We start from the raw sequence: 26785 nt of genomic DNA on the forward strand, positions 1-26785 counted from the left end.
CCGTCCTGCGGTGTCCGGAGGAACCCGTAAAAGCCCTCGTGTTTCAGATTATTGCATCGTGTTGCCAAGATGCGACACCATCACTGACATTTCGACCGGTCAGTACGCGCCACCCAGCGCCCGGATCGTATCGGTCGCGGTCTGCAGCTGGCGGCTGCGCAGGTCGAGCAGCGCACGCTGCGCGTCGAGTGCGGCGGTCTGCGCGGTGACGACGTCGAGATAATCCGCGGCACCGTCGCGATAGCGGGTCAGCGCGAGATCGCGGGTGCGCGCCGCGGCGTCCGCGGCGACGTGCTGGTCCTTCTCCTGCGCGGCGAGCAGGCGCTGCGCAGACAGATCGTCCTCGACCTCGCGGAACGCGTCGAGCACGGTCTGGCGATAGGTCGCGACGGTCTCGTCATAGTCGGCGCGGGCGATGCGGACGCCCGCCCGCCGCCGCCCGCCATCGAACACCGCCAGCGCCGCCGAGACCGGGCCGAGCGCCCAGAAGGTGTTGGACGCGCTGAACAAGGCGCCGGTCGCCGCCTGGAAACCGCCCGAGGCGCCCAGCGTCAGCGACGGGAACAGCGCCGCGCGGGCGACGCCGATCCGCGCATTGGCGGCGGCGACGCGGCGTTCGGCCGCGGCGATATCGGGGCGGCGCTCGACCAACGTCGAGGGCAGGCCGGCGGGAATCGCGGGTGGTGCGAGCTGGCGATCGACCACCGCGATCGTCACTTCGGCGGGCGGCCGGCCGGTGAGGACGGCGATGGCATGTTCGTCGCGCTGGCGGGCGATCGCCACCGACGACAATTCCGCCCGCGCGCTCGACAATTGGCTCTGCGCGCGGCTGACATCGATGCCGGAGGCGATGCCGCCGCGATGGCGCGTGTCGGTGAGGCGGAAGGCGCGCTCGAACGCGGTCACCGTCTCGCGCAACAGCACGATCCGCGCGTCGAGCCCGCGCATGTCGAAATAGGCGGTGGCGAGCTGCGCCTGCAAGCCGAGCCGCAGGCCGGCGACGTCGGCCTCGCTCGCCTGCGCCGCTGCGGTGTTGGCGCGGATCGAATTGCGCACACGGCCGAACAGGTCGACCTCGTAATCGAGCGACGGGCCGACCGTCGCCACCGAATAGGTCGCGGCGGAATCGGTCGGCGACAGCGGCCGTCCCGCCGAGACGCGCTGGCGCCCCGCCGACGCGCCCAGGCCGATCTCGGGATACAGGTCCGACCGGGCCTGACGGACCAGCCCGCGCGCCTGTTCGTAGCGCGCGGTGGCGGCGGCGAGATCGAAATTGCCGCCAGCGACCTGCTCCTCGAGGCCGTCGAGCGTCGCGTCGCCGAACGCCTGCCACCATTTGCCCGCGGGCGGCACCGCGGTGCCCGCCGTCTGCCAGCCCGCCGCTTCCTTGAACGCAGGGGGCGTCGCCGCGGTCGGCTGGCGATAGTCGGGCGCGGTCGAACAGGCGGTCACCGCCAGCGCGGCGACGGTGGCGAGCAGGCTCCTAGTGTTTGGCATCGACCGGCGCCTTGGCTGTGCCCGTCACGCGCACCGGATCACCCTCGGCGAGCGAATCGGGCGGGTTGTCGATCACGTCGTCGCTACGATTCAGCCCGGCGCTCACCTCGACCGTCGCGCCGCGGTCCTGACCGATCGTGATCGTGCGCAGATGCGCCTTGCCGTCGCGGCCCGCGACGGCGACCTGCGTCCCCTTCTGGCCGATGATCAGCGCGCTTGCCGGCAGCGTCAGCGCATTGCCGCCGCTCGCCAGCGGGAAGCTCGCCTGCGCATAGGCGCCGGGCTTGAGCGCGCGATCGGGATTGGCCGCCTGCACCTCGACCAGCACGGTGCCCGAGGCGGGATCGACCGCATCGGCGGTGCGCGTCAGCTCGGCATCGAAGCGGCGGCCGGGATATTCGGGCAGCGCCAGCGTGACGTGCTGGCCGCGGTGGACCTGCGCCGAATAGCTTTGCGGCACGCGGACATAGGCGCGGATGCGGCTGACGTCGGCGACGGTGAACAACGGCGTCGATCCCGCGGTGCCGGCGGTGACCAGGGCGCCGACATCGGTGGCGCGGCTCGTCACCACGCCGGCGAAGGGCGCGACCAGCCGCGTGAACCCCTGCGTGAAGCGCAGCCGCGACACGTCGGCACGCGCCGCCTCGGCGACCGCGGTCTTGGCGGCGAGATCGCCGATCTTCTCGTCGGTCTCCTGTTTCGACACCGCATCCTCGGCGAGCATCGTCCGCCAGCGCGTCGCGGTGGAGGCGGCGAGCTGGCGATTGGCCTGCGCGGTCTGCAGATTGGCGCGCGCCGCGGCGAGCTGCTGGTCGACCTCGGGCGCGTCGAGCACCGCGAGCACCTGCCCAGCCCGCACGGGATCGCCGATATCGACGTACCAGCGCCGCACGTAGCCGCTGGTCCGCGCGAAGATCGGCGCGCTGTTGAGCGCCTGCAACGCCGCCGGCAGCGACAGATTGCCCTGCGCCGTCACCGCCGCCGGGTGCAGCACCGTCACCGCCGGCGTCGATTGCGCATTGGTCCAGCTGGCGAGCCGGTGCTCGGCGCGCGAGCGGATCGCGATGCCGGCGCCGGCGACGCCGACCGCGAGCAACGCCGCGCCGATCACGATGGGGCGCAGCGGCTTGCCGCCGCGCGGCGCGGCCTCCTGCTCAGCCATGGACTTCCTCCAGACGGTTTGCCTCCGGTGCGGTGGCCGCGGCGCGGCGGCGGTGCACGAGGCTGAAGATGACGGGTACGAACAACAAGGTGGCGAAGGTCGCGACGAGCAATCCGCCGATCACCGCGCGGCCGAGCGGCGCATTCTGCTCGCCGCCCTCGCCCAGCCCCAGCGCCATCGGCAGCATGCCGATGATCATCGCCAGCGCGGTCATCAGCACCGGGCGGAAGCGGGTCATCCCCGCCTCCAGCGCCGCCGCGGTCGCATCGCCCAGCTCGGCGAGCCGCTCGCGCGCGAAGCTGACGACGAGGATCGCATTGGCGGTGGCGACGCCCATGCACATGATCGCGCCGGTCAGCGCCGGCACCGACAGCGTCGTGCCGGTGACGAACAGCATCCACACGATCCCGGCGAGCGCGCCGGGCAATGCGGTGATGATGACGAAGGGATCGAGCCAGCTTTGGAAATTGACGACGATCAGCAGGTAGATCAGCAGCACCGCGCCGATCAGACCGAAGCCGAGGCCGGAGAAGGCGCTGTTCATCGTCGCATATTGGCCGCGCAGCGTGACCGTCGCGCCCTTGGGCGCCTGCCCCTCGAGCGAGGCGAGCACGGCCTTGATGTCGCCCGACACCGCGCCGAGGTCGCGGCCGTTGGGGGTGGCGAAGATGTCGACCACCGGCGCGATATTATAATGCGAGATCACCGCCGCGGCGGTGCTGCGCCGGATCGTGCCGAGCCCGCCGAGCACCTGCGCCGGCCCGGTGGCGCCCGACACCGGGATGTTCGACAGATCGTCGATCGAGCCGACGCGATATTCGGGCGCCTGCGCGACGACCGGATAGGAGACGCCGTTCTCCGGATTGAGGAAGAACACCGGCGCGGTCTGCGACGTGCCGGCGAGCGAATTGGCGACGCTGGTGGTGACGTCGCGCTCGGTCAGGCCGTATTGGCCGATGCGGCTGCGATCGACCGCGACGTCGAGCTGCGGATAGCGCGCCGATTGCTGGATGCGCGCGTCGGCGACGCCGGCGATCGCCTGGATGCGGCGCAGGATCAGCCGGGCATAAGCGGCATTGGCCGCGGCATCCTTGCCCGCCACCTGGATGTCGATCGGCGCGGGCGCGCCGAAGTTCAGGATCTGGCTGGTGATGTCGGCGGGCAGGAACGAGAAGGTCGCGCCCGGGAAATCACGCGGCAGTTTCTCGCGCAGCATACGAACGTAATCGGCGGTCGGCGCATGATCCTCGGCGAGCTGGATCAGGATGTCGCCGTCCTGCGGCCCCACCGTCCCCGAGTTGTTGTAGGTGGTGTTGATCGAGCTGACCGGCAGGCCGATGTTGTCGACCACCGAAACGAGCTCGTTCGCCGGGATGATCTGGCGGATGCGGTGCGCGATCCGGTCGAACTGCGCCGACGTATCCTCGATGCGGCTGCCGACCGGCGCACGGACGTGCAGCGCCATCTGGCCGGCATCGACCGCCGGGAAGAAATTCTGGCCGAGGAACGGCACCAGCAGGAACGACAGCAAGGTCGCGGCGAGGAAGCCGATCACGAACGGCCGCGGCGTCGCCAGTCCGCGTTCGAGCAGCCCGCCGTAGCGGGTTCGGATCGCCTCGAACCGCGTCTCGAACCCGCGCTGGAAGCGGACCAGCGGGTTGCGCGACTGCGGCGTGCCGGCGCTATGCTGGTCGTGATCGTCGCCGGCGCCGTGCGGGCGGAGCAGGTACATCGCCATCGTCGGCACCAGCGTGCGCGACAGGATGAAGCTGGCGATCATCGCGAACACCACCGCCAGCGCCAGCGGCACGAACAGGAAGCCGGCGACCCCCGGCAGGAAGAACATCGGCACGAAGACGATACAGATGCACAGCAGGGAGACGAAGGCGGGCGTGACGATCTGCGCGGCGCCGTCGAGGATCGCGGTCCGCACCGGCTTGCCCTGTTCGAGGTGCCAGTTGATGTTCTCGATCGTCACCGTCGCATCGTCGACGAGGATGCCGACCGCGAGGCTGAGGCCGCCCAGCGTCATCGTGTTGAGCGTATTGCCGGTGATCGCCAGGCCGATGATCGCGGCGAGGATCGCCAGCGGGATCGAGATCGCGATGATGACGGTCGAGCGCCACGAGCCGAGGAACAGCAGGATCATCAGGCTGGTCAGCGCCGCGGCGATCGCGCCTTCCTTGACCACGCCCTCCACCGCCGCCTTCACGAACAGCGACTGGTCGCCGATCGGCACGATCTTGAGCCCGGGCGGCAGCGTCTCCTCCAGCTTGGGGAGCGCATCCTTGATCCCCTGCACGATCGCCAGCGTCGAGGTCGCGCCGTTCTTCAGCACGGTCATGATGACGGAGCGCGCGCCGTCGACGTGGACGACGTTGGTCTGCGGCGCGGAGCCGTCGCGGACGTGCGCGACGTCGCGCATGTAGATCGTCGCGCCGCCGACGACCTTGATCGGCAGGTTGTTGAGTTCCTCGACGCTGCCCGGCGCGTTGTTCAGCCGCACCGCATATTGGAAGCCGCCGATCTTGGCGAAGCCCGCCGGGTTGATCTGGTTCTGCGCGGCGATGGCATTGCCGACGTCCTGCGCCGACAGCCCCTTCGACTGCAACGCCTGCGGATCGAGGTCGATCTGGATCTGCCGCTGCCGCCCGCCCGAGGGATAGGGGATCGCCGCGCCCGGCACCGTCACCAGCCCGGGGCGGATCTGGTTGCTGGCCAGATCGAACATCTGCCCCTCCGACAGGCCCTTGCCCGACAGCGCGAGCTGGACGATCGGCACGGTCGAGGCGCTGTAGTTGAGCACCAGAGGCGGTGTGATGCCGGGCGGGAGCTGCTTGAGCACGGTCTGCGAGACCGACGTCACCTGCGCGGTGGCGGTGCGGATGTCGGCGCCGGGCTGGAAATAGATCTTCACCACGCCGATGCCGGGCAGCGACTGGCTTTCGATATGATCGATGCCGTTGACCGTGGTGGTCAGCACGCGTTCGAACGGGGTGATGATCCGCCCCGACATCTCGTCCGGCGACAGGCCGCTATATTGCCACGCGGTGGCGATCACCGGCACGCGGATGTCCGGAAAGATGTCGACCGGGGTGCGCAGCGCGGCGAGCACGCCGACGATGCCGATCACGATCGCCATCACCACGAAGGTGAGCGGGCGCGCCAGCGCGGTGCGGACGAGACCGATCATGGCCGCCCCTGCGCCGGGGCGACGGGCATTCTCAACGCAGCGTGGGACACGACCTGCTCCATCGGCTTCGAACCGCAGCGCAACCGTTGCTGCACCGCAGCGATTGCGCGGTTAACCACGCGCTTGTCCAATATCGGTTTACGCCGCATTGAGACGTAGTAGATATGGATCATGGAACTCCGCCATCTCCGATATTTCATCCAGGTCGCCTCCGACCTGCATTTCGCCCGCGCCGCGACGCGGCTCGGCATCTCGCAGCCGCCGCTCAGCCAGCAGATCCGGCAGCTCGAGGAGGAGATCGGCGTGCGGTTGTTCGAGCGGACCAGCCGCCGCGTCGCGCTGACCCCCGCGGGCACGTTGTTCCTCGATGCCGCACGCGAGACGATCCGCCAGGCCGACCGCGCGGTGGAGATCGCCCGCCGCGCCGCGCGCGGCGACATCGGCGCGCTGTCGATCGGCTTCAATCCATCGGCGCCGTTCATCCAGCCGGTCGCGCTGGCGATCAACGCCTACCGCCGCACCTATCCCGACGTGCAATTGGCGCTGACCGAGATGGGGGCACCCGACCAGATCAATGCGGTGGAGAGCCGCGCGCTCGACATCGGCTTCGTCCGCCACGTCGGCCCGCCGGCGCTGCCCGAGGGGGTCGCGGCGACGCGCCTGCTCAGCGAGGGGCTGTTCGTCGCGATGCGCGCCGACCATCCGCTCGCCTCGCGCACCGCGCTGCGGCTGGCGGACATCGCCGGCGAGCCGATGGTCGTCTACGGCCGCGACCGCAGCGGCTGTTTCAGCGACCGCATCTTCGCGATGATCCGCGAGGGCGGCAACGAGCCGGTGATCGCGCAACGGGTCGGCGAAGCCTCGACCCTGCTCGGCCTCGTCGCCGCCGGGGTCGGCGTGACGATCGTCGCGGCGTCGCTATGCGCGCTCCAGTCGACCGGCCTCACCTATCTGCCGCTGCTCGACCCGCAGGCGCGCACCGACATGTGGCTGATCCACCATCGCCATTCCGCCACCCTGCCCTGCCGCCATTTCATCGCGATCGTCGAGGAAGGCCTTGCCGCGGATCACGCCGTCGCGGCCTAACCCGGATCGACATTCAGGGTTGGCAAAATTCCTCCCCCGCCAGGGGGAGGTGGCATGCCGCAGGCATGACGGAGGGGGAGGACACGGAACCGAAGTGGTCGCTTACCTCCCCCTCCGTCACGGCTTCGCCGCGCCACAGTGCCGGGTCGGTCATGCCCCCGGCATGACCTTGAACGGCCGGGGGCCGTTCCACCCGGCACTCCCTGGCGGGGGAGGAATTTGCCCGAATGTCGATCCGGCCTAACCGGCCCGGCACGCCTCTAATTCCGCCCGCAGCGTGGCGACCAGCGCCGCCGCCGGCATCGCGCGAGCCAGCGGCGCGCCCTGCCCGGCCCATTGCGCGCCGAACCCGTGCTCGTCCCGCGCCCGCGCCGCGGCATGCAGCGCCTTTCCGGCATCGTAGGCGATGGGATAATCGGGCGGCCGCCGATCGGTGACCAGCGCGGTGAAGCGATTGGCCAGCGCCCGCGCCGGCCGGCCCGAGACCGCCGCGGTCATCCGCGTGTGATATGCCCCCGGCCCCGCCAGCGCCGCCCGATAGGCCGCGTCCGCCGCCGATTCCGGGCAGCCGATGAACGCGGTCCCGAGTTGCGCCGCGACCGCACCCAGATCGCGCGCCGCGGCGATCCCGGCGCCGTCCATGATGCCGCCCGCCGCGATCACCGGCAAACGCGTCTCGCGCACCAGCAGCCGCGTCAACGCGACCGTGCCGAGCGCGTCGTCAGCGCCGTCGGGATCGAAGATGCCGCGATGCCCGCCGGCCTCGATCCCCTGCGCGACGACGCCGTCGATCCCCGCCGTCTCGATCGCCCGCGCCTCGGCGAGGCTGGTCGCGGTCGCGAGCAGCACGATCCCGCGCGCACGCAGCGCGGCGATGATCTCCGCCGAGGGCAGGCCGAAGTGGAAGCTGACCACCGGCGGCGCGACCTCCAGCAGCATCGCGAGCATCTCGGGATCGTCGGTGAAGCTGCGGTAGATCGTCCGCAGCGTCGCCGGCGGCGCCGCGCCGAATTCGGCGAAGAGCGGCGCGAGGACCGCCAGCCACGCCGCCTCGCGCGCCGGATCGGCCTGCGGCGAGCGATGGACGAACAGATTGACGTTGAACGCCCGTCCGGTACCCGCCCGCACCGCCGCGATCATCGCCCGCGCGCCCGCGGCATCGGTCGATCCGACGCCGATCGAGCCCATCGCCCCCGCCTCGCATACCGCCGCGGCCAATGCCGGAGTCGACACCCCCGCCATCGGCGCCTGGATCAGCGGCACCGAACACCCGAACCGATCGAACCACGTCATCCCCGCCTCCCGTCACCCGATCTCGGCCATCTCCACCACGCGATGCTCGCGCGCGCTGATCTCCGCCGCGGTGCCGATCGCGACCGCGCGCAGGCCGTCCTCGGCGCTGACCAGCACCGGGCCCTCCCCGCGTACCGCCGCGGCGAAGGCGAGATGCTGGTAATAGGTCGCGCCCTCGTGCGATCCGGCGGCGCGCGCGGTCGGGTCGACCGCGACCCGCGTCCGCTCGACCCGCTTCGGATTGCCGAAGCCGACGCGCGGCGAGAACACCAGCTCGCCGGGCGGGATCAGCACGTCGAGCCGCGCGGCGTCGCCGGTCGCGCTCATCTCCTCCTGATGTGCGGCACCGTCCGCGAACATCGACAGGTCCAGCATGGCGCGCACGCCATTGGCGAAATCGACCGTGGTGAAGCTGTTGTCGATGATGTCGGGCGCCTCGCCGGCGTAGAGTTCGTCGCGATGGTTGACGTCCATCGCGCCCGAACAATGGACGCGCACCGCCTCCGCGCCGACGATCAGCCGCATCAGGTCGAAGAAATGGCAGCATTTCTCAACCATCGTGCCGCCGGTGTTGCGCGCGAAGCGGTTCCAGTCGCCGACCTTGGGGAGGAAGGGGAAACGGTGTTCGCGGATCGACAGCATGCGCAGCCGGCCGACGCGGCCGGCGTGGATCTGGTCGATGAACGCGGCGGCCGGCGGCATGAAGCGATATTCCATCCCGGTCCAGAACGGCCGCGCGCGCCCCGCCGCCTGCGCGACGATCCAGCGCGCATCCGCGATCGTCGTCGCCAGCGGCTTTTCGCACAGGATCGCCGCATCCATGCCGAACAGGGGTTCCAGCACCGCGCGGTGGGTGTGATTGGGCGAGGCGACGACGATCGCGTCGACCGCCGCCTCCCGCGCGAAGGCGGCGACATCGTCATAGGCGGCGACGCCGGCGGCCCGTTCGCCGAGCGCATCGCGCGCCCAGCCGAGCGAGGTCGCCACCGGATCGACGATCGCCACCACCTCTGCGCCGGGGACGAGCGCGATGTTGCGCAGATGCTCGACGCCCATCATTCCCGTGCCGACCACGGCGTATCTGATCGCGGCTACCATCGCTTCCGTCCCTATGCCATGTCGCCGGTCATGACGACGCTGCGCCTTTCAAGCCAACCCCGCCCGCTCGGCAAGAGCGATATCCTCGTTTCGCCGATAGCCTGGGGCATGTGGCGGCTGGCCGGAGACGACGCCGCGGTGCGGGCGCGGATCGATGCGGCGCTGGCCGCGGGAATCACCCTGTTCGACACCGCCGACATCTATGGCGCCGACCAGCCCGCCGGCTTCGGCTCGGCCGAGACGCTGTTCGGCCGCGCGCTCGCCGAGGCGCCGGCGCTGCGCGATACGATGGTGATCGCGACCAAGAGCGGCATCCGCCCCGGCATACCCTACGACAGCAGCGCGCCAGCCCTGGCCGCGGCATTGGACGATTCGCTCGCGCGGATGCGGATCGACCGGGTCGACCTCTACCAGATCCACCGTCGCGACCTGCTCACCCACCCGCAGGAGGTGGCGGCGGCGCTCGACCGGATGGTCGACGCCGGCAAGGTCCGCGCGATCGGCGTCTCCAACCACAGCCCTGCCGAGGTCGATACGCTGCAAGCCTTCCTCGGCCGGCCGATCGTCAGCATCCAGCCGGAATTCTCGCCCCTGCACGCCGCGCCGCTGTTCGACGGCACGCTCGACCAGGCGATGCGGCACGATCTGGCGGTGCTCGCCTGGTCGCCGCTCGGCGGCGGCCGGCTCGCCGACGGCAGCCATCCCGCGGCGCAGGCGCTGGCGGCGCATGGCGCGCACTTCGGGGTCGATGCCGCGACGACCGCACTCGCCTGGGCGATGGCGCATCCGGCGCGGATCATCCCGATCGTCGGATCGCAGACGCCGGCGCGCATCCTCGCGTCCGCCGACGCCTATAAGGTCGAATGGACGCGCGCCGCCTGGTACGACGTGTTGCAGGCCGGCATGGCGGAGCGCCTGCCATGAGCGTGCGCGGCCCCTGCGAGATCAGCTGGTTCTCGGCATTGTGCGACGACGATTACGAGTTCCTCGGCGTCCCCGACCCACGGCTGCAATCGAGCTTCGACCATTGCCGCGACATCGTGTTGCAGGCGGAGACCGGCGGCTTCGACAACGTGCTGCTGCCGTCGGGCTATGCGCTCGGCATCGACACCACCGCCTTCGCCGCGGCGATGGCGCCGCTGCTCCGGCGGATGCGGATGCTGATGGCGGTGCGGATCGGCGAAAGCTGGCCGCCGCAGCTCGCCCGCCAGATCGCGACGATCGACCGGATGCTCGGTGCCGGCGCGGGCGGGCTGGCGCGGCTGGCGATCAACATCATCTCCAGCGACCTGCCCGGCGAAACGCTGGCGAGCGGCCCGCGCTATGCCCGCACGCTGGAGGCGATGACCATCCTGCGCACCCTGCTCGACGGCAAGCCGCTCGATCATCTGGGCGAATTTTGGCAGCTCAAGATCGATCCGCCGCGGATCGGCACGGTCTCGGGCCGCTGCCCGCCGCTCTATTTCGGCGGCCTGTCGGAGGCGGCGCGCGAGGCGGCGGCGCAGGGCTGCGACGTCTATCTGATGTGGCCCGACACGATGGAGGGCGTGCGCGCGATCGTCGCCGACCTCCGCGCACGCGCCGAGCGGCACCGCCGCACCCTGCGCTTCGGCTATCGCGTCCACGTCGTCGTCCGCGAGACGGAGGCGGAGGCGCGCGCCGCCGCCGACCGCCTTTTGTCGAAGCTCGACGACGACACCGGCGCGGCGATCCGCGCCCGCTCGCTCGATTCGCAATCGGCGGGCGTTCGCCGCCAGGCCGAGTTGCGCGAGGAAGCGACGCGGCAGGACGGCTATGCCGAGGCCAATCTGTGGACCGGCATCGGCCGCGCCCGTTCGGGCTGCGGCGCGGCGATCGTCGGCGACCCCGATCAGGTGCTCGCCAAGCTGGCGGCCTATCGCGACGCGGGGATCGATGCCTTCATCCTGTCGGGCTACCCCCACGCCGCCGAAGCCGACCTCTTCGCCCGCCACGTCCTCCCGCGCATCGATCACGCACCCTTGGCGGTGTGAGGCCGGTCGACCCGGCGCCGACGAATACCTCACCGTTGGGGCCAATCGATATCCGTCAAATTCCTCCCCCGCCAGGGGGAGGTGGCGCGGCAAAGCCGTGACGGAGGGGGAGGTAAACGACGACCTCGGTTCCGTATCCTCCCCCTCCGTCATGCCTGCGGCATGCCACCTCCCCCTGGCGGGGGAGGACTTCCTTCAAAACCCCGAATATCAATCCCCGTTAGCCCTGAGCCTATCGAAGGGGGGTGAGTCCCACCACGCTTCGACAGGCTCAGCACGAATGGAGTGGCGGAAGCCCATCGTGCAAGCCTTACTGGTCCGCGTAGCGGCACCAGATCGGCCAGATGTCGTCGATCGCAGCATGGGCAGCCGGTGTCGGCGGGAGTAGGTGGGCGTCATCGTCGGCCGCCCGATAAGCGCCATCGCCCGCAGCCGTCACGATCACCGGCGCCGCCCCGAATTGGTCAGCCGTGACATCGACAATAAACCCATCAGCCTCAATCCAGGCATGGCTTTCCCAGCAATCCGCAACGAACAGGCCGTAACAGGCGTCTATGATGCCAGTGTTCCGATTACGCGGCTGACCGCTGCGAAGCACCGCCGCAATCCCGTATCGATCCAGCACCCGGGTGAGGAACAGGTTCGATCGCACGCAGGTCCATTGGGAGGCCGTAACGGGCATTGGTGGTCCCCATTGCTCATGCCATTGATGCCAGTGCGGCACGAGGAAGGTTCTGGCGGTCGTCGCGAATGCGAGCAGCATGGCCCGACATCCGCCACACGGCCGTATTGATCAAGAGGCTCGCCCCAACGCGCTGGCGACGCCCGCGCAAAGCGCGTATGGCGGCGGCATGCTCCAGCCCAGTGCCGCCTTCCTCTCGCGTGCCCGGCCACGCAGCGTCGCGCGGTGGCTGTTCGTCGTCGCCGGTCTGATCGTCGCGATGGTCGTCGTCGGCGGGATCACCCGGCTGACCGAATCGGGCCTGTCCATCACCTCGTGGAAGCCGATCAGCGGCATCGTCCCGCCGCTGACCGAGGCGCAATGGCAGGCCGAATTCGCCGGCTATCGCCGCATCCCCGAATATGCCGCGTTCAACCAGGGGATGACGCTGACCGGCTTCAAGCACATCTTCTTCTGGGAATATGCGCATCGCCTGCTCGGCCGGATCATCGGCCTCGCCTTCGCCGCGCCGCTGCTGTGGTTCGCGATCCGCAAGCAGATTCCGGCGGGCTATGGCTGGCGATTGGTCGCCTTGCTCGCGCTCGGCGGATTTCAGGGCGCGATCGGCTGGTGGATGGTCGCCTCCGGCCTGTCGGTGCGTACCGACGTCAGCCACGTGCGGCTCGCGATCCACCTGCTCACCGCGCTCACCATCCTCGCCGGCATCGTCTGGACCGCGCTCGACCTGCTCGCGCTGCACCGCAGCCCCCTCGCCCATCCGGCGCGGCTGACCGGCGTCGCGATCGCCGCACTGGCGCTGCTCGTCGTCCAGCTTCTCTACGGCGCGTTCACCGCCGGGCTCGACGCGGGTTATGCCTTCGCCAGCTGGCCGCTGATGGGCGACGCGCTGTTCCCCGCCAACGTGCCGATGGTCGATCCCGGCTGGCGCAACGCGGTCGACAATCCGGTGGTGGTGCAGTTCATCCACCGTTGGTGGGCGGTCGCCGCCGCCGCCGGGCTGGTCTGGCTGGCGGTCCGCACGACCCGCACGGGCTCGAAGGCGGGCCTGTGGGTGATCGCGCTGGTCGCGTTGCAGATCGTGCTCGGCATCGCGACGCTGCTCAGCGGCGTGCAGATCGACCTCGCCGTCGCGCATCAGGCCAATGCCGCATTGCTGCTGATCGCGACCGTGTTCGCGGCGCATGCGGTGGGCCGCCAGACCGCCTGAACGAGCCCATGGTATTATTTTACCCGTCAGCAAAGCCGCGCTTTGCTTGACTTTCGGGGGGCCTTCCAGCAGTAGCGCGATCAATCACGCCGTCCTCCGGGGCGGCGTGCATCGTTTCAAACTGGAAGGTCCAACGCCATGAAGGCGCTCATGAAGACCACCAAGTCGGCCAAGCCGCACGAGGTGGAGAAGAAGTGGCATATCGTCGATGCCGACGGCCTGGTGGTCGGTCGCGCGGCGACGATCATCGCCAACGTCCTGCGCGGCAAGCACAAGACGTCGTTCACCCCGCACGTCGATTGCGGTGACAATGTCATCGTCATCAACGCCGACAAGATCCGCTTCACCGGCAACAAGGCCGCGAAGAAGGTCTATTACAAGCACACCGGCTATGCCGGCGGCATCAAGGGCATCACCGCCGCCAAGGTCCTCGACGGCCGCTTCCCGGAGCGCGTTCTCGAAAAGGCCGTCGAGCGTATGATCCCGCGCGGTCCGCTCGGTCGCGAGCAGATGCGCAACCTGCGCATCTTCAAGGGCAGCGAGCATCCGCACGAGGCTCAGAACCCGGACGTTCTCGATATTGGCGGCATGAACCGCAAGAACAAGGTGGGCGCGTAATGACCGACAATCGCCAGTCGCTTTCCGATCTCGCGTCGCTGACGCAGCAGCCCGCCCCGGCCGCCGCCGGCGCGCCCGCGATCACCACCGACGGTGAGGCGCCCGCCGCCCCGGCGCAGGTGCTCCCGGTCACCCCGCTGCGCGAGCAAATTCTCGACAAATACGGCCGCGCCTATGCGACCGGCCGCCGCAAGGACGCCGTCGCACGCGTCTGGCTGAAGCCGGGTTCGGGCAAGATCACGATCAACGGTCGCGATCAGGAAGTCTATTTCGCACGTCCGACGCTGCGCCTCGTCATCAACCAGGTGTTCGGCATCACCGAGCGCGAAGGCCAGTATGACGTGGTCTGCACCGTCAAGGGCGGCGGCCTCTCGGGCCAGGCCGGCGCGGTCAAGCACGGCATCAGCCAGGCGCTGACCCGCTTCGAGCCGGTGCTGCGTGCCCCGGTCAAGGCGGCAGGCTTCCTGACCCGCGACAGTCGCACCGTCGAGCGCAAGAAGTACGGCCGCGCCAAGGCACGCCGCAGCTTCCAGTTCTCGAAGCGCTAAGCGGTTCGCGAACCTCGGTTCCGAAAGGGGCGGTCCGGCAACGGGCCGCCCTTTTTCGTGGGCGCGCTCAGAAAAGCTTGCGCACCGACAGCTTCACGATCCGCCCATAGGGATCGAGGAACGCCGGCTGGAAGCGGTACGGGGTCGCGCCGTTGCGGTCGCGCACCGCGATGCGGTCGTTGAGGATATTGTTCACCTGGAGCTGGAAGCTGAGGCTCTTCGCCCATCTTTCCTTGGTCAGCTTCTCCGCGTCGATCGTGCTGTAGAGCGCGAGGAAGGTCCGCGCCGAGAAACGCAGGTCCGACGCCGCGATCATGCTGCGAATCCGCGTCGATGCCTGCCACATGCCGAAGATGCCGCCCTGGACCGGGCCATAGGAACCGCCGAGCGACCCCTGCGCCTCGTAGCGCGCCCGGCCGCCGTTGCCGGTGATCGATTCGCCGTCGAGCAGATCCAGCGTCGGCTGCCCGGGTTGCGGCAACAGCCGATCGTCGATCCGCGCCGTCACTGTCACGAAGGAATAGAGCGATGGCCGCGGCTTGGGTGGCGGCGGGGGTGGCGCATCCTTGGCCGGCGGCGTCGCGGGCGGTTTGGGCTCCGGGCCGATCATCGTCCAGAGCGACACCTTGCCCTGGATCTTGCGCTCGCGCGACCGCGTCAAATTGACCGGGCGGACGTCGACGCTGGTCAATTGCCCGGCCGCGTCGCGGACGAACCGGTCCGGGAATGCCGATTGCAGCGCCACCGTCACCGCCTGCAGATAGCCGATCTGGCCATCGATCCGCGTGACGATATAATCGAGGTTGAAGCGCAGCTCCTTGCCCTTGATCGGCTTCCACGCGACCCCGGCGGTATCGACCTGACGCCGCTCGGGCCCCAGCGCGGGATTGCCGCCCGCGGTCACCGAGACGAGCCCGCTGGTCCCGGTGACGAAGTCGAAGAAGGGCGCATTGGGGACGACGACCACCGGATTGGTCAGCAATGCGATATCGGGCGCGGTCTGGCTGACGCTGGTCGAGACGGTGAGCTGCACCGGCGCCACCGGCGTCCAGATCAGGCCGAGGTTGCGGCTCGCCAGGCTGCCGTAATCGGACACCGCCGACACGCCGAGCGACGCATTGGCGGAGAGCGACCCGATCGCATCGAGCACCCCGCGGCTCGCCGAGGCGATCGGCAGGTCGAGTGCGACGCTGCCGCTCTTGGTCACCCGGCGCAGGTCGAGCAGCGCCGCCGCCGCATCCGTCGACACGCCGCCGCTGGTCGAGCGCGCGAAGTCGCCGGTCAGCGTCATCTGCGCATCGCCCGCGGGCAGCGCCAGTAGCGGCCCGACCATGGTCGCCTTGCCGACCAACGTCTGCACCACCGTGCGGCTGCGGCTGACCAGCCGATCGGCGACGGCCCGTGCGGCGAACGGCTGGAACGGATCGGCGCCGCCATCGATCGCCGCCTGGATCGCATCGGTGGCGATGCCGCGATCGACGGTGGCGGTGGTCCGCGCGCGATCGTAGCTGCCGGTCACCGTCCAGATCCACCGCTTCAGGCTGCCCTGCATCGTGCTGCCCGCATGCAGCGACAGCGCCTGCGTCCGCTGACGCAACAGCCCCGCCTCCGGCAGATAGCGATAGAGCAACACGTCCCCGGCGAAGGGCGACGCCGGATTGCCGGCGGGCACCCGCAGCACCGCGGTCGGCAGCCCCGCCAGCCCCAGCCCGCGCTGCGCCTCCATCGTCAGGTTGAGCGATGCAGTCACCGTCTTGCCGATCGGCACCGACCGCGTGCCATCGACGCGCAACTGGTCGCGGCTCGCGATCGACTGATAGGGCGCCAGATCGGTCACCCGCGGGCTCCCCGCGACATAACCGGCGAGCGTGCCGCGTGCGGCGGGATCGCCCGGCACCGCCGCCGCCGTCACCGTCCGGCCCGCCAGCGCATCGAGCGCCGGATCGATCGCGCCGCCGCCGAGACCGACGACGTTGCCGGTCAGGTCGAACAGATTGCTCGCATCCGGCACCGTCGACCGCCGCGCCCCGGACAATGGGTCCTGTCGGTCGTAATTGATCGTCACCGAGGTGCGGCGCGCATCGTCGAGCCGCGTCGAGCCGAGCTCGAGCGCGGCGGTGCTCGCGCCGCCGTCGGTGGTGGTGCCGGCGCCCTCCTCGACGGTGATCGACCGGAAATGCTTTTTGGTGATGAAGTTGGTCACCCGCACCGTCGGCGGATAGCCGAACCGCGCCGATTCCTGCTCGGGCAGGATCTCGGTCCGCTCGATCGCCTCGGGCGGCAGCGTCCGCAACTCGCCATAACCAGAGATGCGCCGGCCGTTGAGCAGGAACACCGGATCGGCACCGCTGTTCGAGGTGGTCAGCGGCTTGAGCAATTTGAGGATGTCGTCGATCCGGGTCGCGCCCAGCGCCTTGAGCGCCTGCGCATCGAGCACCGCGACCGGCGCCGCGTCGCCGATCACCGAGCCGCGGAGCCGTTCGCCGGTGATGACGATATCCTGCGGCGTCTCGTTTTGGGTTGCGCGCGGCGCCGCCTCCTGCGCCCGTGCCGCCGGAGAAACCGTCAATAGCGCCGCCCCGGCGAGCCGATATCCCCTCCCGACCGCCATCCCCCGACCTTCCCCGCCGCCCGTGTCGAACGACGAAGACTATGGAGTCGAAGACGAGGTGACAAATCGATTATGCGATCGTCTTGAGCGCGCGTCGATAAACGGCACCGAAACTTGCCGGGACGGACGATTATCCGCGGTAGAACACCACCGCCACTACGACGATCAGCAGCGATACGATCAGCAGCACCGGCACCCGCCGCGCCCGGCGCGCGGTCGCGGCGGCCTCATAGGCATCCATGTCGAAATAGAACCGCCCCGCGGCCGGCATGCGGATCGACCCGTCGGCGATCATCGCCGCGAACGCCTTCGTCTCGCGCCCCGCGGCGGGGGTGAAGGGGATCGCCTCCGACGCGGTCACCGCGCGCGCCTCGACGAAGCGCGGCGCGATCGTGCCGTGGACCAGATACCGGTCGCGCACCGTGCCGCGCGTCTCGACGCGGGTCAGCCGGCCGCTCACCGCCGCTTACCCTGATGGCGGACGTTCGCCGGTCGGCCGCGATGCTTGATGACGCGGTCCTTGCGACCCGCGCCGACGTGCCGCGGCCCGGGCGCCGCGCCCTTGCCGCCGGGCAGTTCGAAGCGCAGCGCGCCCGACACCGGATTCGCCTCCGCCAGCCGCAGCTCGACACGCTGGCCCAGCGTATATTCCTCGCCGGTCTGCTCGCCGACCAATTTGCGCGCCGCCTCGTCGAAGCGGAAATATTCGCCGCCGAGGTCGCGCACCGGCATCAACCCGTCGCCGCCGATCCCCTCGACGGTGGCGAAGAAGCCGTAATTCTGCACCCCGGTGATCCGCGCCGCCAGCGTCTCCCCCACCTTCTCGGCGAGGAACGCCGCGACATAGCGGTCGATCGTATCGCGTTCCGCCTCCATCGCGCGGCGTTCGAGCCCGCTGATCGTCTCGCCGATCACGTCCATCGCCGCCGCATCGGTCTGGCCGAGGCCACCCTCGCCGAGCCGATAGGCGGACACGAGGGATCGATGGACGAGCAGATCGGCATAGCGCCGGATCGGCGAGGTGAAATGCGCATAGGAGCCGAGCGACAGGCCGAAATGCCCCATGTTGGCGGGGGCGTAATAGGCCTGCGTCTGCGTGCGCAGCACCTGTTCCATCACCTGCGGCCGGAAGTCGGCGTCGCCGACGCGGGCGAGCACGTGGTTGAACGTCGCCGGACGGATCACCTGCCCCAGCGCCAGCGGCACGTCGAACGTCTCCAGATATTCCTTGAGCGCGACCAGTTTCTCGCGGCTCGGCGGCTCGTGGACGCGATACATCACCGGCGCCTTCTTGGCCTCCAGTGCCTTGGCGGCGGCGACGTTGGCGGCGATCATATAATCCTCGATCAGCCGATGCGCGTCGAGCCGCTCGCGCGGTGCCACCGACATGATCCGTCCCATCTCGTCGAGCACCACCCGCCGCTCGGGCAAATCGAGGTCGAGCGGCTCGCGCGCATCCCGCGCCTTGGCAAGCGCGCGCCAGCAGGCCCAGAGATGACGAAGGGCCTCTCTCATTTCCTCCCCGGCACGGGGAGGGGGACCATCCGCAGGATGGTGGAGGGGGGCGTCCTCAGGCGACATCGTTTGTGGAAGCCCCCCTCCACCATTGGCTTCGCCAACGGTCCCCAGCATCGGGTCGGATCGTCCCCCGGACGATCCTTGAGCACGCGGGGCGTGCTCAACCGGGTGCTCCGTGCCGGGGAGGAATGTGTCAGCGATCGCCTGCGCATCCTCATACGCCAGGTTCGCCGCGATCCGCACCCGCGCGCGGGTGAAGCGCCAGCTCTTCAGCGCGCCGGACTTGCCAACCTGCAAATGGCAGACCAGCGCCGCGCGATCCTCACCCTCCTTGAGCGAACAGACCTCGGCGGACAGGATCTCGGGCAGCATCGGGACGACGCGGTCTGGGAAATAGACCGAATTGCCGCGCCGCCGCGCCTCGCGGTCGATCTCGGACCCCGGCCGCACGTAGAAACTGACGTCGGCGATCGCCACCACCGCCTGCCAGCCGCCGGCATTGGCGGGATCGTCGTCGGGCGCCGCCCACACCGCATCGTCGTGATCGCGCGCATCGGCGGGATCGATCGCGACGATCGGCAGATGCGTCAGATCCTCGCGATCGTCGCCGAGCGGCTGCTGCGACACGCGTGCCGCCTCGTCGAGCGTATCGCCGCTGAACACGTCGGGGATGCCGAGCTTGTGGATCGCGATCAGCGAGAAGCTGCGCGGCGCGAACGGGTCGCCCAGCCGCTGGACGACGCGCACGCTGATCCGCGGCGGCCGCCCGGTCATCTCCGTCATCACCAGATCGCCCGCCTCGGCGCCGCCGGTGTCGGAGACGGGAAATTCGCGCCGGTCCTTCTTCTCGACCCCGGTCAGCCAATAGCGCTCACCCTCGCGGCGGAGCACGCCGAGCACCTGTTCGGATGCCTTGGCGAGCACCTTCATCGGATGCGCGATCCAGCCGTTGCCCGCCTCTTCGGTGCGCGCCAGGATGCGCTCGCCGATGCCCAGCGCGCCGCGCTTGCGCTCGCGGACGCGCAGCCGCGGCGCCGGCGTCTCCGCCTCCCAGCGATCGGGCACCGCCCAGACGTTGCCGCCGTCGTCGACGTCGGCGACGCGCAGCACCGTGACCTTGGGCAGCCCGCCCATCTTGTGGAAGGCGCGGCCGGGGGCGCCGTCGATCAGCCCCTCGTCGGCCATGTCCTTGAGCATCGCCTTCAGCAGGATCTTCTCCTGCGCGGTGAGGCCGAACGCCTTGGCGATCTCGCGCTTGCCGGCGGGAACGTCCGAGGTTTCGATGAACTGGAGGATCTGCGCCTGCGTCGGCAGGCCGGGTCTGGTCTTGTTTTTCACAGACCAGAGATAGGGACTGCACCCGCCGCCGTCATGCCCCAACTTTGCGCGGACGCGCCGGAGGGTCTACAGGCGTGCCATGCCGCCGATCCGCGTTTGTGCGCTCTACCGCTTCACCCCCTTCCCCGACCCCGCCGCATTGCAGGCGCCGCTGCTCGCCGCCTGCGAAGCCGCCGGCGTGCGCGGCACGGTGCTGCTCGCGCGCGAGGGGATCAACGGCACGATCGCCGGGGCGGATGCGGGGATGGAGGCGGTGCTGGCGCATATCCGCGCGCTGCCCGGCTGCGCGACGCTCGACGTCAAGGAGGCGCGCGCCGAGACGATGCCGTTCCACCGCACCAAGGTGCGCCTCAAGCGCGAGATCGTGACGATGGGCGAACCCGCGATCGATCCGCTCGACGCCGGCCATTATGTCGATCCGGCCGCATGGAACGCGCTGATCGCCGATCCCGCGACATTGGTGATCGACACGCGCAACGATTACGAGGTAGCGGTCGGCACCTTCGCCGGCGCGGTCGATCCGCAGACGCGCACCTTCCGCGAATTTCCGGCCTGGTTCCGCGCGCATCGCGAGGAGTTGCTCGCCGGCACCAGGCAGGTCGCGATGTTCTGCACCGGCGGCATCCGCTGCGAGAAGGCGACCGCCTTCCTCAAGGCCGAGGGCGTGGGGGACGTCTTCCACCTCAAGGGCGGCATCCTCAAATATCTCGAAGACACGCCGGCGGCGGAGAGCCGCTGGCAGGGCGAATGTTTCGTCTTCGACGAGCGCGTCGCGGTCGGCCAAGGCCTGACGCCGGGCACGCACGGCCTGTGCCGCGCCTGCCGGATGCCGGTATCGCCAGCCGACCGCGCCTCGCCGCTGTACGAGGATGGCGTGAGCTGCCCGCGCTGCCACGCCGACCGCAGCGCGGAAGACCGCGCCCGCTACGCCGAGCGGCATCGCCAGGCCTTGCTCGCCGACGCCCGCGGCGAGGCGCATGTCGGGCGGCGCTACGACGCGGACGCCTCCCCTTCTTGAACAGTCAGGGGCCGAAGACCCGCGCACCCGCGCCACCGCATGTCGCCCCCCGGCTCGCCAAGCTCACTCCGTCACCCCGGCCTTGCGCCGGGGTCCCGCTTCTTCGGACGGTACGAAGCAGCGGGATGCCGGATCAAGTTCGGCATGACGGGGATATAGGCGCCGTTGCACACCCCGCCCCTACCCCCGAGAGGGAGCGAAGACCGGCCCACCGAAACGCCTCAGTAACTCCGCGCGAGCAGCACCCGCTCCACCGCCGGTTCGCCGGTGAACACGCAGGCGCCATCCGCCGCCGCCGCGTCGCCGGGCGCGTTGCGGATCGTCAGCTTGAGCGCCTTCAGCCGCTCGACCACCGCGTCGAGCGCCGCGCCGGTCGGCCGCGCCCATTGCACCTCGACCCAGCCGGGGGTCTTCACACCCTCGGCGAAATGCGCCTCGACCGCGGCGAAATCCGCCGCCGGCACGATCGCCGCCTGCATCCGCGCCCGCGCCTCCTCGTGCAGCGCCTGCTGGATCGCGGCGAGCAGCGCCGGCGCCTCCGCCTCGAAATCGCCGCGCGCCATCACCTGCGCGTCGAGCTTGCCGTCTTCGCGATACAGCCGGTCGCGGCGGACCACCGAAACGTTGCCACCCGCCATGTCGCGGCCGCCGATTTCAATGACGATCGGTGCGCCCTTCTTGACCCAGCCCCAGCGCTTCGTCGCCGCCTTGGCCGGCTTGAGGTCGAGCAACGCGCGCACCGGCTCGCCGAGCGCCGACAGGCCGGCGAGGTTCGACTGGATGTCCTTGGCGTAAGCGATCAGCGCCTCGTCCTCGGGCTGGTCGCGCAGCATCGGCACGATCACGATCTGCCACGGCGCGATCCGCGGCGGCACGCGCAGGCCGTCGTCGTCGCCATGCACCATGATGACGCCGCCGATCATCCGCGTGCTGACCCCCCAGCTCGTCGTATTGGCGAGTTCCAGCTCGCCGCTGGCATTCTGGAAGCGGATGTTCTGCGCATGCGCGAAATTGGTGCCGAGGAAATGGCTGGTGCCCGCCTGCAGCGCCTTGCCGTCCTGCATCATCGCCTCGATGCTGTAGGTCGCGACCGCGCCGGGGAAGCGCTCGTTCTCGGGCTTCTCGCCGGCGACGACCGGCAGCGCGAGGCACTCCTCGGCGAAGCTGCGATAGACTTCGAGCATCTTGCGCGTTTCCTCGCGCGCCTCTTCGGCGGTGGCGTGCGCGGTATGGCCCTCCTGCCACAGGAATTCGCTGGTGCGCAGGAACATGCGGGTGCGCATCTCCCAGCGTACGACATTGGCCCATTGGTTGATCAGCACCGGCAGGTCGCGCCACGACTGCACCCAGCGCGCGAACGCGGTACCGATCACCGTCTCCGAGGTCGGGCGGACAACCAGCGGCTCCTCCAGCTTGGCGGCGGGATCGGGCATCAGCCCGCCCTTGCCGTCGGGGATCAGCCGATGGTGCGTGACCACCGCCATCTCCTTGGCGAAGCCCTCGACATGCTCCGCCTCCTTCTCGAAATAGGAGAGCGGGATGAACAGCGGGAAATAGCAATTTTCGTGCCCGGTCGCCTTGATCCGGTCGTCGAGCAAACGCTGGATCCGCTCCCAGATGCCATAGCCCCACGGCCGGATGACCATACAGCCGCGCACGCCCGATTCCTCGGCGAGATCGGCCTCGGCGATGACGGATTGATACCAGGCGGCGAAGTCGGCGTCGCGGGTGACGGAAAGAGCGTGCTTCATGAGGGACGCCTAGCCAAAGCACGTCCGTCCGTCACCCCCTGCGCGAGGGCGTCGTTCAGCGTACCGGCGGATGCGTAACGCAATGCCATCGGCCTGCGAAACCGTCAGATCACGGCGGCCCCTCATGTCTTATGGCGGCGCGCGCGCGGCGACGAGCGGTGCGAGAAGATGGTCCCAGATATTGATGAGGATACTAAGGATGATGCACGCCAGCCAGCCGTAACGGTCCAGCCAGGGGACCTGCGAGCCGCCCAATTCCGCCGCCACATAGTCCGGGTAAACCGGAATGCGCCGTTCACAATAAGTGCAATAACTTGCGTATTGGATCTCCGTCGCCCAGCGGCACAGGATCATGATGTAGTGAACGCGATAGTCGACTTGCAGATAATGCTCGCGCTCGACGCCGCACGTCGTGCAATAGCGCTCACCGTCGGGACCGAGATGCCGGCTAAGCGCGTGCGATCCCCAATGGACGAACACAAAGCAGCCCCCGCCGACATTCCCTCCTGTCTTATAGAGGTTTTGTCAGCCGCGCCGGCATCGCCAAAGATTAGCCTGCCAGCATCCGCTTGCCGCGTAGATACATCTCAAGTCGCTGCGCGGAGAACAGGCCGAGCGCCAGCGCCATCAGCACGTCGGTGATCGCCATCGGATCGAGCCCCGCCGGCCCCGCATAGCTCAATGCGCCGCGCGCGCTGCTGCGCACGACGATCAGCAGCACGATGAACAGCAACGCCGCCGGCGACGACGTCTGGCCGAGCCGGTGCGTCTCGGGATCCAATGTGATTCGCATCATCTTGCCGCGCTGCCAGCCGAGCGCCGCGCCGAGCGCCACCGCGACGAGGCAGAACGCCCAGCCCCAGCCCTGCGGCGGAAACCGCGCGAAGGTGACGCCGATCACCACCGCGTAGATCGCCGGCAATATCCACAGATGCTCGAGCTTGAGCGGCCGCACCCGCCCCATCCGCTTCCAGCGGATCGCCATCACCAACGCGACGACGACGAGCGGCACCGCATAGCTGATCCACCCGCCCGGTTGCTGTCCCTGCATGCGTCCGTGTCCCCACCCGTTACGGCAGGGAAACTAGAGACGCCGGGGTCATTACGGAAGGGGCATACGCACTCCAGCTTCCGTCACCCCGGCTCTGGGCCGGGGCGACGGGGAGCCGCGACTTACTCCGCCGCCTGCGCCAGCGGCTGTTCCTTCCACACCAGCACCGGCTTGCGCGCCGCCTGCGTCTCGTCGAGCCGCGCCCGCGGCGCGAAATGCGGCGCGGTCTTGAGGCTGGCGTCGCCGGCCTTGGCCCGCTCGGCCACGCTGCGCAGCGCGCCGATGAACTGGTCGAGCGCCGCCTTCGATTCGGTCTCGGTCGGTTCGACCAGCATCGCGCCGTGGACGACGAGCGGGAAATAGACCGTCATCGGGTGGAAGCCCTCGTCGATCAGCCCCTTGGCGACGTCGAGCGTCGAAAAGCCCTCGGCGAGATTGGCGTCGGAGAAGATCGCCTCGTGCATGCACGGCCCCGCCTTGGCGAAGGGGGCGTCGAGCGCCCCTTCCAGCGAACGCAGCACGTAATTGGCGTTGAGCACCGCATCCTCGGCGACCTGCTTGAGGCCGTCGGCGCCGTGGCTGAGGATATAGGTCAGCGCGCGGGTGAACATCCCCATCTGGCCGTGGAAGGCGACCATCCGGCCGAAGCTGCCGGCATGATGTTCGCCCGCGGTCTCTTCCTCGACGAGCGCGAAGCCGTCGGCGGTCTTCTCGACGAACGGCAGCGGCGCGAACGGGGTCAGCGCCTCGGAGAACACCACCGGCCCCGAACCCGGCCCGCCGCCGCCGTGCGGGGTCGAGAAGGTCTTGTGCAGGTTGATGTGCATCGCATCGACGCCGAGGTCGCCCGGCCGCACCCGGCCGACGATCGCGTTGAAATTGGCGCCGTCGCAATAGACGTAGCCGCCCGCGGCATGGACCGCGTCCGAGATCGCGCGGAGATCGCGCTCGAACAGGCCGCAGGTGTTGGGGTTGGTGATCATCACGCCCGCGACGTCCGGCCCGAGCCGCGCGATCAGCGCGGCGGTGTCGACGCGGCCGTCGGCGGTGGCGGGAATATCCTCGACCGCGAAGCCGGCGAAGGCGGCGGTGGCGGGGTTGGTGCCGTGCGCCGATTCGGGGACGAGCACGACCTTGCGATGCCCCTCGCCGCGCGCCTCGAGCGCCGCCTTGATCGCGAGCATGCCGCACAATTCGCCATGCGCGCCCGCCTTGGGGCTCATCGCGACGCTGGTCATGCCGGTCAGCGTCACCAGCCAGTGCGCGAGCTGGTGGATCACCTCCAGCGCGCCCTGCACGGTATCGACCGGCTGCAACGGATGCACGTCGGCGAACCCGGGAAGGCGCGCCATCTTCTCGTTGAGCCGCGGATTGTGCTTCATCGTGCACGAACCGAGCGGGAACAGGCCGAGGTCGATCGCATAATTCTGACGCGACAGGCGGGTGTAATGGCGCACCGCCTCGGGCTCGGCGAGACCCGGCAGACCGATCGGTGCCTTGCGGCTGAGATTGCCCAGCCGCGAACCGGCAACGTCGCCCTCGCTGAAATCGACGCCGGTGGTCTGCGTATCGCCGATCTCGAAGATCAGCGCCTCTTCCAGCATCAGTGCCTTGTTGCCGGTGAAGGTCGGTGCGGCACCGTTGCCGCCGCCGGCGGTCATCTCGGGGCGCCAGCCGCTCTGATTGATGCTCATGCCAGAACCTCCTCGAGTGCGGCGGCAAGGGTTTCGACGTCCTCCGCGGTCGTCGTCTCGGTGACCGCGACGATCAGCCCGTTGGCGAGGCCCGCCTCGTCAGGATAGAGCCGGCCGAGCGACACGCCCGCCAGGATGCCGCGATCGGCGAGCGTGCGCACCACGGGACGCGCCTCGACCGGCAGCTTGAGCGTGAATTCGTTGAAGAAGGTCTCGGTGACCAGTTCGACGCCCGGCACCTGCGACAGGCGATCCGCGGCGCGGCAGGCCGCGGCGTGGTTGATCCCCGCCAGCCGGCGCAGCCCCGCCTCGCCCAGCAGGGTCATGTGGACCGAGAAGGCGAGCGCGCACAGGCCCGAGTTGGTGCAGATGTTGCTCGTCGCCTTTTCGCGGCGGATATGCTGTTCGCGCGTCGACAGCGTCAGCACGAAGCCGCGGCGCCCCTCCGCATCCACCGTCTCGCCGCAGAAGCGGCCCGGCATCTGGCGGATGTACTTCTCCTTGCAGCCCATCAGGCCGACGTACGGACCGCCGAACTGCAGGCCGACGCCGAGCGACTGGCCCTCGCCGACGACGATATCGGCGTCCATCTCGCCCGGCGAGGTGATTGCGCCCAGCGCCACCGGCTCGGTGACGACCGCGATCAGCAGCGCCTTGTTGGCGTGACAGGCGTCGGCGAGCGGCGTCAGATCGGCGATCCGGCCGAGGATATCGGGATATTGCACGACGACGCACGACGTATCGCCGTCGATCGCCGCGATCAGCGCGTCGAGATCGGTCTCGGCGGTCAGCGCCGGCGCGGAGGTTTCGAGATGATCGCCGGTATATTTCGCCATCGTCTTGGCGACGCTGACGTAATGCGGGTGGAGCCCGCCCGACAGGATCGCCTTGCCCTTGCGGGTGATGCGCCGCGCCATGCCGATCGCTTCCCAGCAGGCGGTGGAGCCGTCGTACATCGAGGCATTGGCGACGTCGGTGCCGAGCAGGCGCGCGACCTGCGTCTGGAACTCGAACAGCATCTGCAGCGTGCCCTGCGCGATCTCGGGCTGGTACGGCGTATAGGCGGTGAGGAACTCGCCACGCTGGATCAGATGATCGACGCTCGCCGGCACGTGATGGCGATAGGCGCCCGCACCGAGGAAGAACGGCACCTCGCCCGCGACCGTGTTCTTGCGGGCGAGCGCGGTCATGTGCCGCTCGACGGCAAGTTCCGACGCGTGATTGGGCAGGCCGTGGATCGGGCCGGACAGGCGAGCGGCCTCGGGCACGTCGACGAATAGATCGTCGATCAATCCCGCACCGATGACCGAGAGCATCGCATCACGGTCGGGCTGGGTAAGCGGCAGGTAGCGCATTCTCTACTCCTCCCCTCCCTTTGAGGGAGGGGCCGGGGGTGGGTGGCGGCCTG

22 protein-coding genes are annotated in these 26785 nt (G+C 69.4%); 7 read left to right on the forward strand and 15 right to left on the reverse strand.

The features are described 5' to 3' along the window. Window positions 1-99: 99 nt before the first annotated feature. From ACLBWH_RS03270 to ACLBWH_RS03285, 4 genes are read right to left on the reverse strand one after another with little or no spacing between them, the layout of a single operon-like run. Window positions 100-1497 carry an efflux transporter outer membrane subunit gene (locus ACLBWH_RS03270; RefSeq protein ID WP_447796765.1) on the reverse strand — a complete coding sequence of 466 codons (1398 nt, stop codon included), beginning with the start codon at window positions 1495-1497 and terminating at the stop codon, window positions 100-102. Continuing rightward, complete coding sequence (locus tag ACLBWH_RS03275) at window positions 1484-2659, reverse strand: efflux RND transporter periplasmic adaptor subunit (protein ID WP_447796767.1); 1176 nt, start codon at window positions 2657-2659, stop codon at window positions 1484-1486. The genes ACLBWH_RS03270 and ACLBWH_RS03275 overlap by 14 nt, the downstream gene beginning before the upstream one ends. Further along, window positions 2652-5852 carry an efflux RND transporter permease subunit gene (locus tag ACLBWH_RS03280; protein WP_447796768.1) on the reverse strand — a complete coding sequence of 1067 codons (3201 nt, stop codon included), beginning with the start codon at window positions 5850-5852 and terminating at the stop codon, window positions 2652-2654. The genes ACLBWH_RS03275 and ACLBWH_RS03280 overlap by 8 nt, the downstream gene beginning before the upstream one ends. Next, window positions 5849-6025: a hypothetical protein gene (locus ACLBWH_RS03285; RefSeq protein WP_322847704.1), complete on the reverse strand. Its 177-nt coding sequence runs from the start codon at window positions 6023-6025 to the stop codon at window positions 5849-5851. The genes ACLBWH_RS03280 and ACLBWH_RS03285 overlap by 4 nt, the downstream gene beginning before the upstream one ends. Between ACLBWH_RS03285 and ACLBWH_RS03290 the strand changes: the two genes are divergently transcribed. After that, window positions 6024-6938, forward strand: a complete 915-nt coding sequence (locus ACLBWH_RS03290; protein ID WP_447796770.1) for a LysR substrate-binding domain-containing protein — start codon at window positions 6024-6026, stop codon at window positions 6936-6938. The genes ACLBWH_RS03285 and ACLBWH_RS03290 overlap by 2 nt on opposite strands. Before the next feature lie 240 nt (window positions 6939-7178). Here ACLBWH_RS03290 and ACLBWH_RS03295 read toward each other — a convergent pair whose 3' ends face one another. Both ACLBWH_RS03295 and ACLBWH_RS03300 read right to left on the reverse strand, forming a co-directional pair. After that, entirely contained in the window at window positions 7179-8231 is a 1053-nt protein-coding gene (locus ACLBWH_RS03295; RefSeq protein ID WP_447796772.1) for an NAD(P)H-dependent flavin oxidoreductase, read from the reverse strand. A 12-nt stretch (window positions 8232-8243) separates the two neighbouring features. Further along, the gene (locus ACLBWH_RS03300; RefSeq protein ID WP_447796774.1) at window positions 8244-9329 is read right to left on the reverse strand and encodes a Gfo/Idh/MocA family protein; all 1086 of its coding nucleotides are present in this window, start codon (window positions 9327-9329) and stop codon (window positions 8244-8246) included. A 30-nt stretch (window positions 9330-9359) separates the two neighbouring features. Here ACLBWH_RS03300 and ACLBWH_RS03305 point away from each other — a divergent pair, with 30 nt between their 5' ends. Then, on the forward strand, window positions 9360-10253 hold the full coding sequence (locus ACLBWH_RS03305; protein WP_447796776.1) for an aldo/keto reductase: 894 nt from the start codon (window positions 9360-9362) through the stop codon (window positions 10251-10253). After that, window positions 10250-11341 (forward strand): LLM class flavin-dependent oxidoreductase, encoded by a 1092-nt coding sequence (locus tag ACLBWH_RS03310; protein ID WP_447796778.1) that lies wholly within the window; start codon window positions 10250-10252, stop codon window positions 11339-11341. Before ACLBWH_RS03305 ends, ACLBWH_RS03310 begins: the two co-directional genes overlap by 4 nt. A gap of 310 nt (window positions 11342-11651) precedes the next feature. On the opposite strand, the gene ACLBWH_RS03315 is transcribed toward ACLBWH_RS03310, so the two are convergent. After that, window positions 11652-12104: a hypothetical protein gene (locus tag ACLBWH_RS03315; protein WP_447796779.1), complete on the reverse strand. Its 453-nt coding sequence runs from the start codon at window positions 12102-12104 to the stop codon at window positions 11652-11654. Window positions 12105-12192: 88 nt separating this feature from the next. Between ACLBWH_RS03315 and ACLBWH_RS03320 the strand changes: the two genes are divergently transcribed. From ACLBWH_RS03320 to rpsI, 3 genes are all read left to right on the forward strand, one after another. Continuing rightward, a complete protein-coding gene (locus ACLBWH_RS03320; RefSeq protein ID WP_447796781.1) occupies window positions 12193-13230 on the forward strand; it encodes a COX15/CtaA family protein in 1038 nt (345 codons plus the stop codon). Window positions 13231-13368: 138 nt separating this feature from the next. Next, window positions 13369-13848: a 50S ribosomal protein L13 gene (rplM, locus tag ACLBWH_RS03325; protein ID WP_038660554.1), complete on the forward strand. Its 480-nt coding sequence runs from the start codon at window positions 13369-13371 to the stop codon at window positions 13846-13848. Beyond that, window positions 13848-14396 (forward strand): 30S ribosomal protein S9, encoded by a 549-nt coding sequence (gene rpsI, locus ACLBWH_RS03330; RefSeq protein WP_322847697.1) that lies wholly within the window; start codon window positions 13848-13850, stop codon window positions 14394-14396. The genes rplM and rpsI overlap by 1 nt, the downstream gene beginning before the upstream one ends. Before the next feature lie 67 nt (window positions 14397-14463). Here the strand turns inward: rpsI and ACLBWH_RS03335 are convergent, their stop codons facing one another. The 3 genes from ACLBWH_RS03335 to ACLBWH_RS03345 form a co-directional block, all read right to left on the reverse strand. Then, window positions 14464-17007: a TonB-dependent receptor domain-containing protein gene (locus ACLBWH_RS03335; RefSeq protein ID WP_447796782.1), complete on the reverse strand. Its 2544-nt coding sequence runs from the start codon at window positions 17005-17007 to the stop codon at window positions 14464-14466. Between the two features lie 130 nt (window positions 17008-17137). Next, window positions 17138-17467, reverse strand: a complete 330-nt coding sequence (locus ACLBWH_RS03340; protein ID WP_447796784.1) for a hypothetical protein — start codon at window positions 17465-17467, stop codon at window positions 17138-17140. Then, window positions 17464-19863 (reverse strand): ribonuclease R family protein, encoded by a 2400-nt coding sequence (locus ACLBWH_RS03345; RefSeq protein WP_447796786.1) that lies wholly within the window; start codon window positions 19861-19863, stop codon window positions 17464-17466. Before ACLBWH_RS03345 ends, ACLBWH_RS03340 begins: the two co-directional genes overlap by 4 nt. Window positions 19864-19942: 79 nt before the next feature. Between ACLBWH_RS03345 and trhO the strand changes: the two genes are divergently transcribed. Next, window positions 19943-20881, forward strand: a complete 939-nt coding sequence (gene trhO / locus ACLBWH_RS03350) for an oxygen-dependent tRNA uridine(34) hydroxylase TrhO (RefSeq protein ID WP_447796788.1) — start codon at window positions 19943-19945, stop codon at window positions 20879-20881. Window positions 20882-21102: 221 nt separating this feature from the next. Here trhO and proS read toward each other — a convergent pair whose 3' ends face one another. From proS to gcvPA, 5 genes are all read right to left on the reverse strand, one after another. Then, window positions 21103-22632 carry a proline--tRNA ligase gene (gene proS, locus ACLBWH_RS03355; protein ID WP_447796790.1) on the reverse strand — a complete coding sequence of 510 codons (1530 nt, stop codon included), beginning with the start codon at window positions 22630-22632 and terminating at the stop codon, window positions 21103-21105. 129 nt (window positions 22633-22761) lie between these two features. Beyond that, window positions 22762-23112, reverse strand: coding sequence for a hypothetical protein (locus ACLBWH_RS03360; RefSeq protein WP_447796792.1), 351 nt, complete (start codon window positions 23110-23112; stop codon window positions 22762-22764). A gap of 70 nt (window positions 23113-23182) precedes the next feature. Continuing rightward, a complete protein-coding gene (locus tag ACLBWH_RS03365) occupies window positions 23183-23683 on the reverse strand; it encodes a CcdC protein domain-containing protein (RefSeq protein WP_447796794.1) in 501 nt (166 codons plus the stop codon). A gap of 122 nt (window positions 23684-23805) precedes the next feature. Further along, complete coding sequence (gcvPB, locus tag ACLBWH_RS03370; protein ID WP_447796796.1) at window positions 23806-25377, reverse strand: aminomethyl-transferring glycine dehydrogenase subunit GcvPB; 1572 nt, start codon at window positions 25375-25377, stop codon at window positions 23806-23808. Beyond that, window positions 25374-26732: an aminomethyl-transferring glycine dehydrogenase subunit GcvPA gene (gene gcvPA, locus ACLBWH_RS03375; RefSeq protein ID WP_447796798.1), complete on the reverse strand. Its 1359-nt coding sequence runs from the start codon at window positions 26730-26732 to the stop codon at window positions 25374-25376. Before gcvPA ends, gcvPB begins: the two co-directional genes overlap by 4 nt. Between the last annotated feature and the right edge of the window lie 53 nt (window positions 26733-26785).

It is taken from the genome of Sphingomonas sp. M6A6_1c, assembly GCF_053345135.1.

What these genes read in the sequence shown, in the direction of transcription:
- ACLBWH_RS03270 (WP_447796765.1), bottom strand. Translation starts at nt 1,497, where the DNA reads ATGCCAAACACTAGGAGCCTGCTCGCCACCGTCGCCGCGCTGGCGGTG.
- ACLBWH_RS03275 (WP_447796767.1), bottom strand. Translation starts at nt 2,659, where the DNA reads ATGGCTGAGCAGGAGGCCGCGCCGCGCGGCGGCAAGCCGCTGCGCCCC.
- ACLBWH_RS03280 (WP_447796768.1), bottom strand. Translation starts at nt 5,852, where the DNA reads ATGATCGGTCTCGTCCGCACCGCGCTGGCGCGCCCGCTCACCTTCGTG.
- ACLBWH_RS03290 (WP_447796770.1), top strand. Translation starts at nt 6,024, where the DNA reads ATGGAACTCCGCCATCTCCGATATTTCATCCAGGTCGCCTCCGACCTG.
- ACLBWH_RS03285 (WP_322847704.1), bottom strand. Translation starts at nt 6,025, where the DNA reads ATGATCCATATCTACTACGTCTCAATGCGGCGTAAACCGATATTGGAC.
- ACLBWH_RS03295 (WP_447796772.1), bottom strand. Translation starts at nt 8,231, where the DNA reads ATGACGTGGTTCGATCGGTTCGGGTGTTCGGTGCCGCTGATCCAGGCG.
- ACLBWH_RS03300 (WP_447796774.1), bottom strand. Translation starts at nt 9,329, where the DNA reads ATGGTAGCCGCGATCAGATACGCCGTGGTCGGCACGGGAATGATGGGC.
- ACLBWH_RS03305 (WP_447796776.1), top strand. Translation starts at nt 9,360, where the DNA reads ATGACGACGCTGCGCCTTTCAAGCCAACCCCGCCCGCTCGGCAAGAGC.
- ACLBWH_RS03310 (WP_447796778.1), top strand. Translation starts at nt 10,250, where the DNA reads ATGAGCGTGCGCGGCCCCTGCGAGATCAGCTGGTTCTCGGCATTGTGC.
- ACLBWH_RS03315 (WP_447796779.1), bottom strand. Translation starts at nt 12,104, where the DNA reads ATGCTGCTCGCATTCGCGACGACCGCCAGAACCTTCCTCGTGCCGCAC.
- ACLBWH_RS03320 (WP_447796781.1), top strand. Translation starts at nt 12,193, where the DNA reads ATGCTCCAGCCCAGTGCCGCCTTCCTCTCGCGTGCCCGGCCACGCAGC.
- rplM (WP_038660554.1), top strand. Translation starts at nt 13,369, where the DNA reads ATGAAGGCGCTCATGAAGACCACCAAGTCGGCCAAGCCGCACGAGGTG.
- rpsI (WP_322847697.1), top strand. Translation starts at nt 13,848, where the DNA reads ATGACCGACAATCGCCAGTCGCTTTCCGATCTCGCGTCGCTGACGCAG.
- ACLBWH_RS03335 (WP_447796782.1), bottom strand. Translation starts at nt 17,007, where the DNA reads ATGGCGGTCGGGAGGGGATATCGGCTCGCCGGGGCGGCGCTATTGACG.
- trhO (WP_447796788.1), top strand. Translation starts at nt 19,943, where the DNA reads ATGCCGCCGATCCGCGTTTGTGCGCTCTACCGCTTCACCCCCTTCCCC.
- proS (WP_447796790.1), bottom strand. Translation starts at nt 22,632, where the DNA reads ATGAAGCACGCTCTTTCCGTCACCCGCGACGCCGACTTCGCCGCCTGG.
- ACLBWH_RS03365 (WP_447796794.1), bottom strand. Translation starts at nt 23,683, where the DNA reads ATGCAGGGACAGCAACCGGGCGGGTGGATCAGCTATGCGGTGCCGCTC.
- gcvPB (WP_447796796.1), bottom strand. Translation starts at nt 25,377, where the DNA reads ATGAGCATCAATCAGAGCGGCTGGCGCCCCGAGATGACCGCCGGCGGC.
- gcvPA (WP_447796798.1), bottom strand. Translation starts at nt 26,732, where the DNA reads ATGCGCTACCTGCCGCTTACCCAGCCCGACCGTGATGCGATGCTCTCG.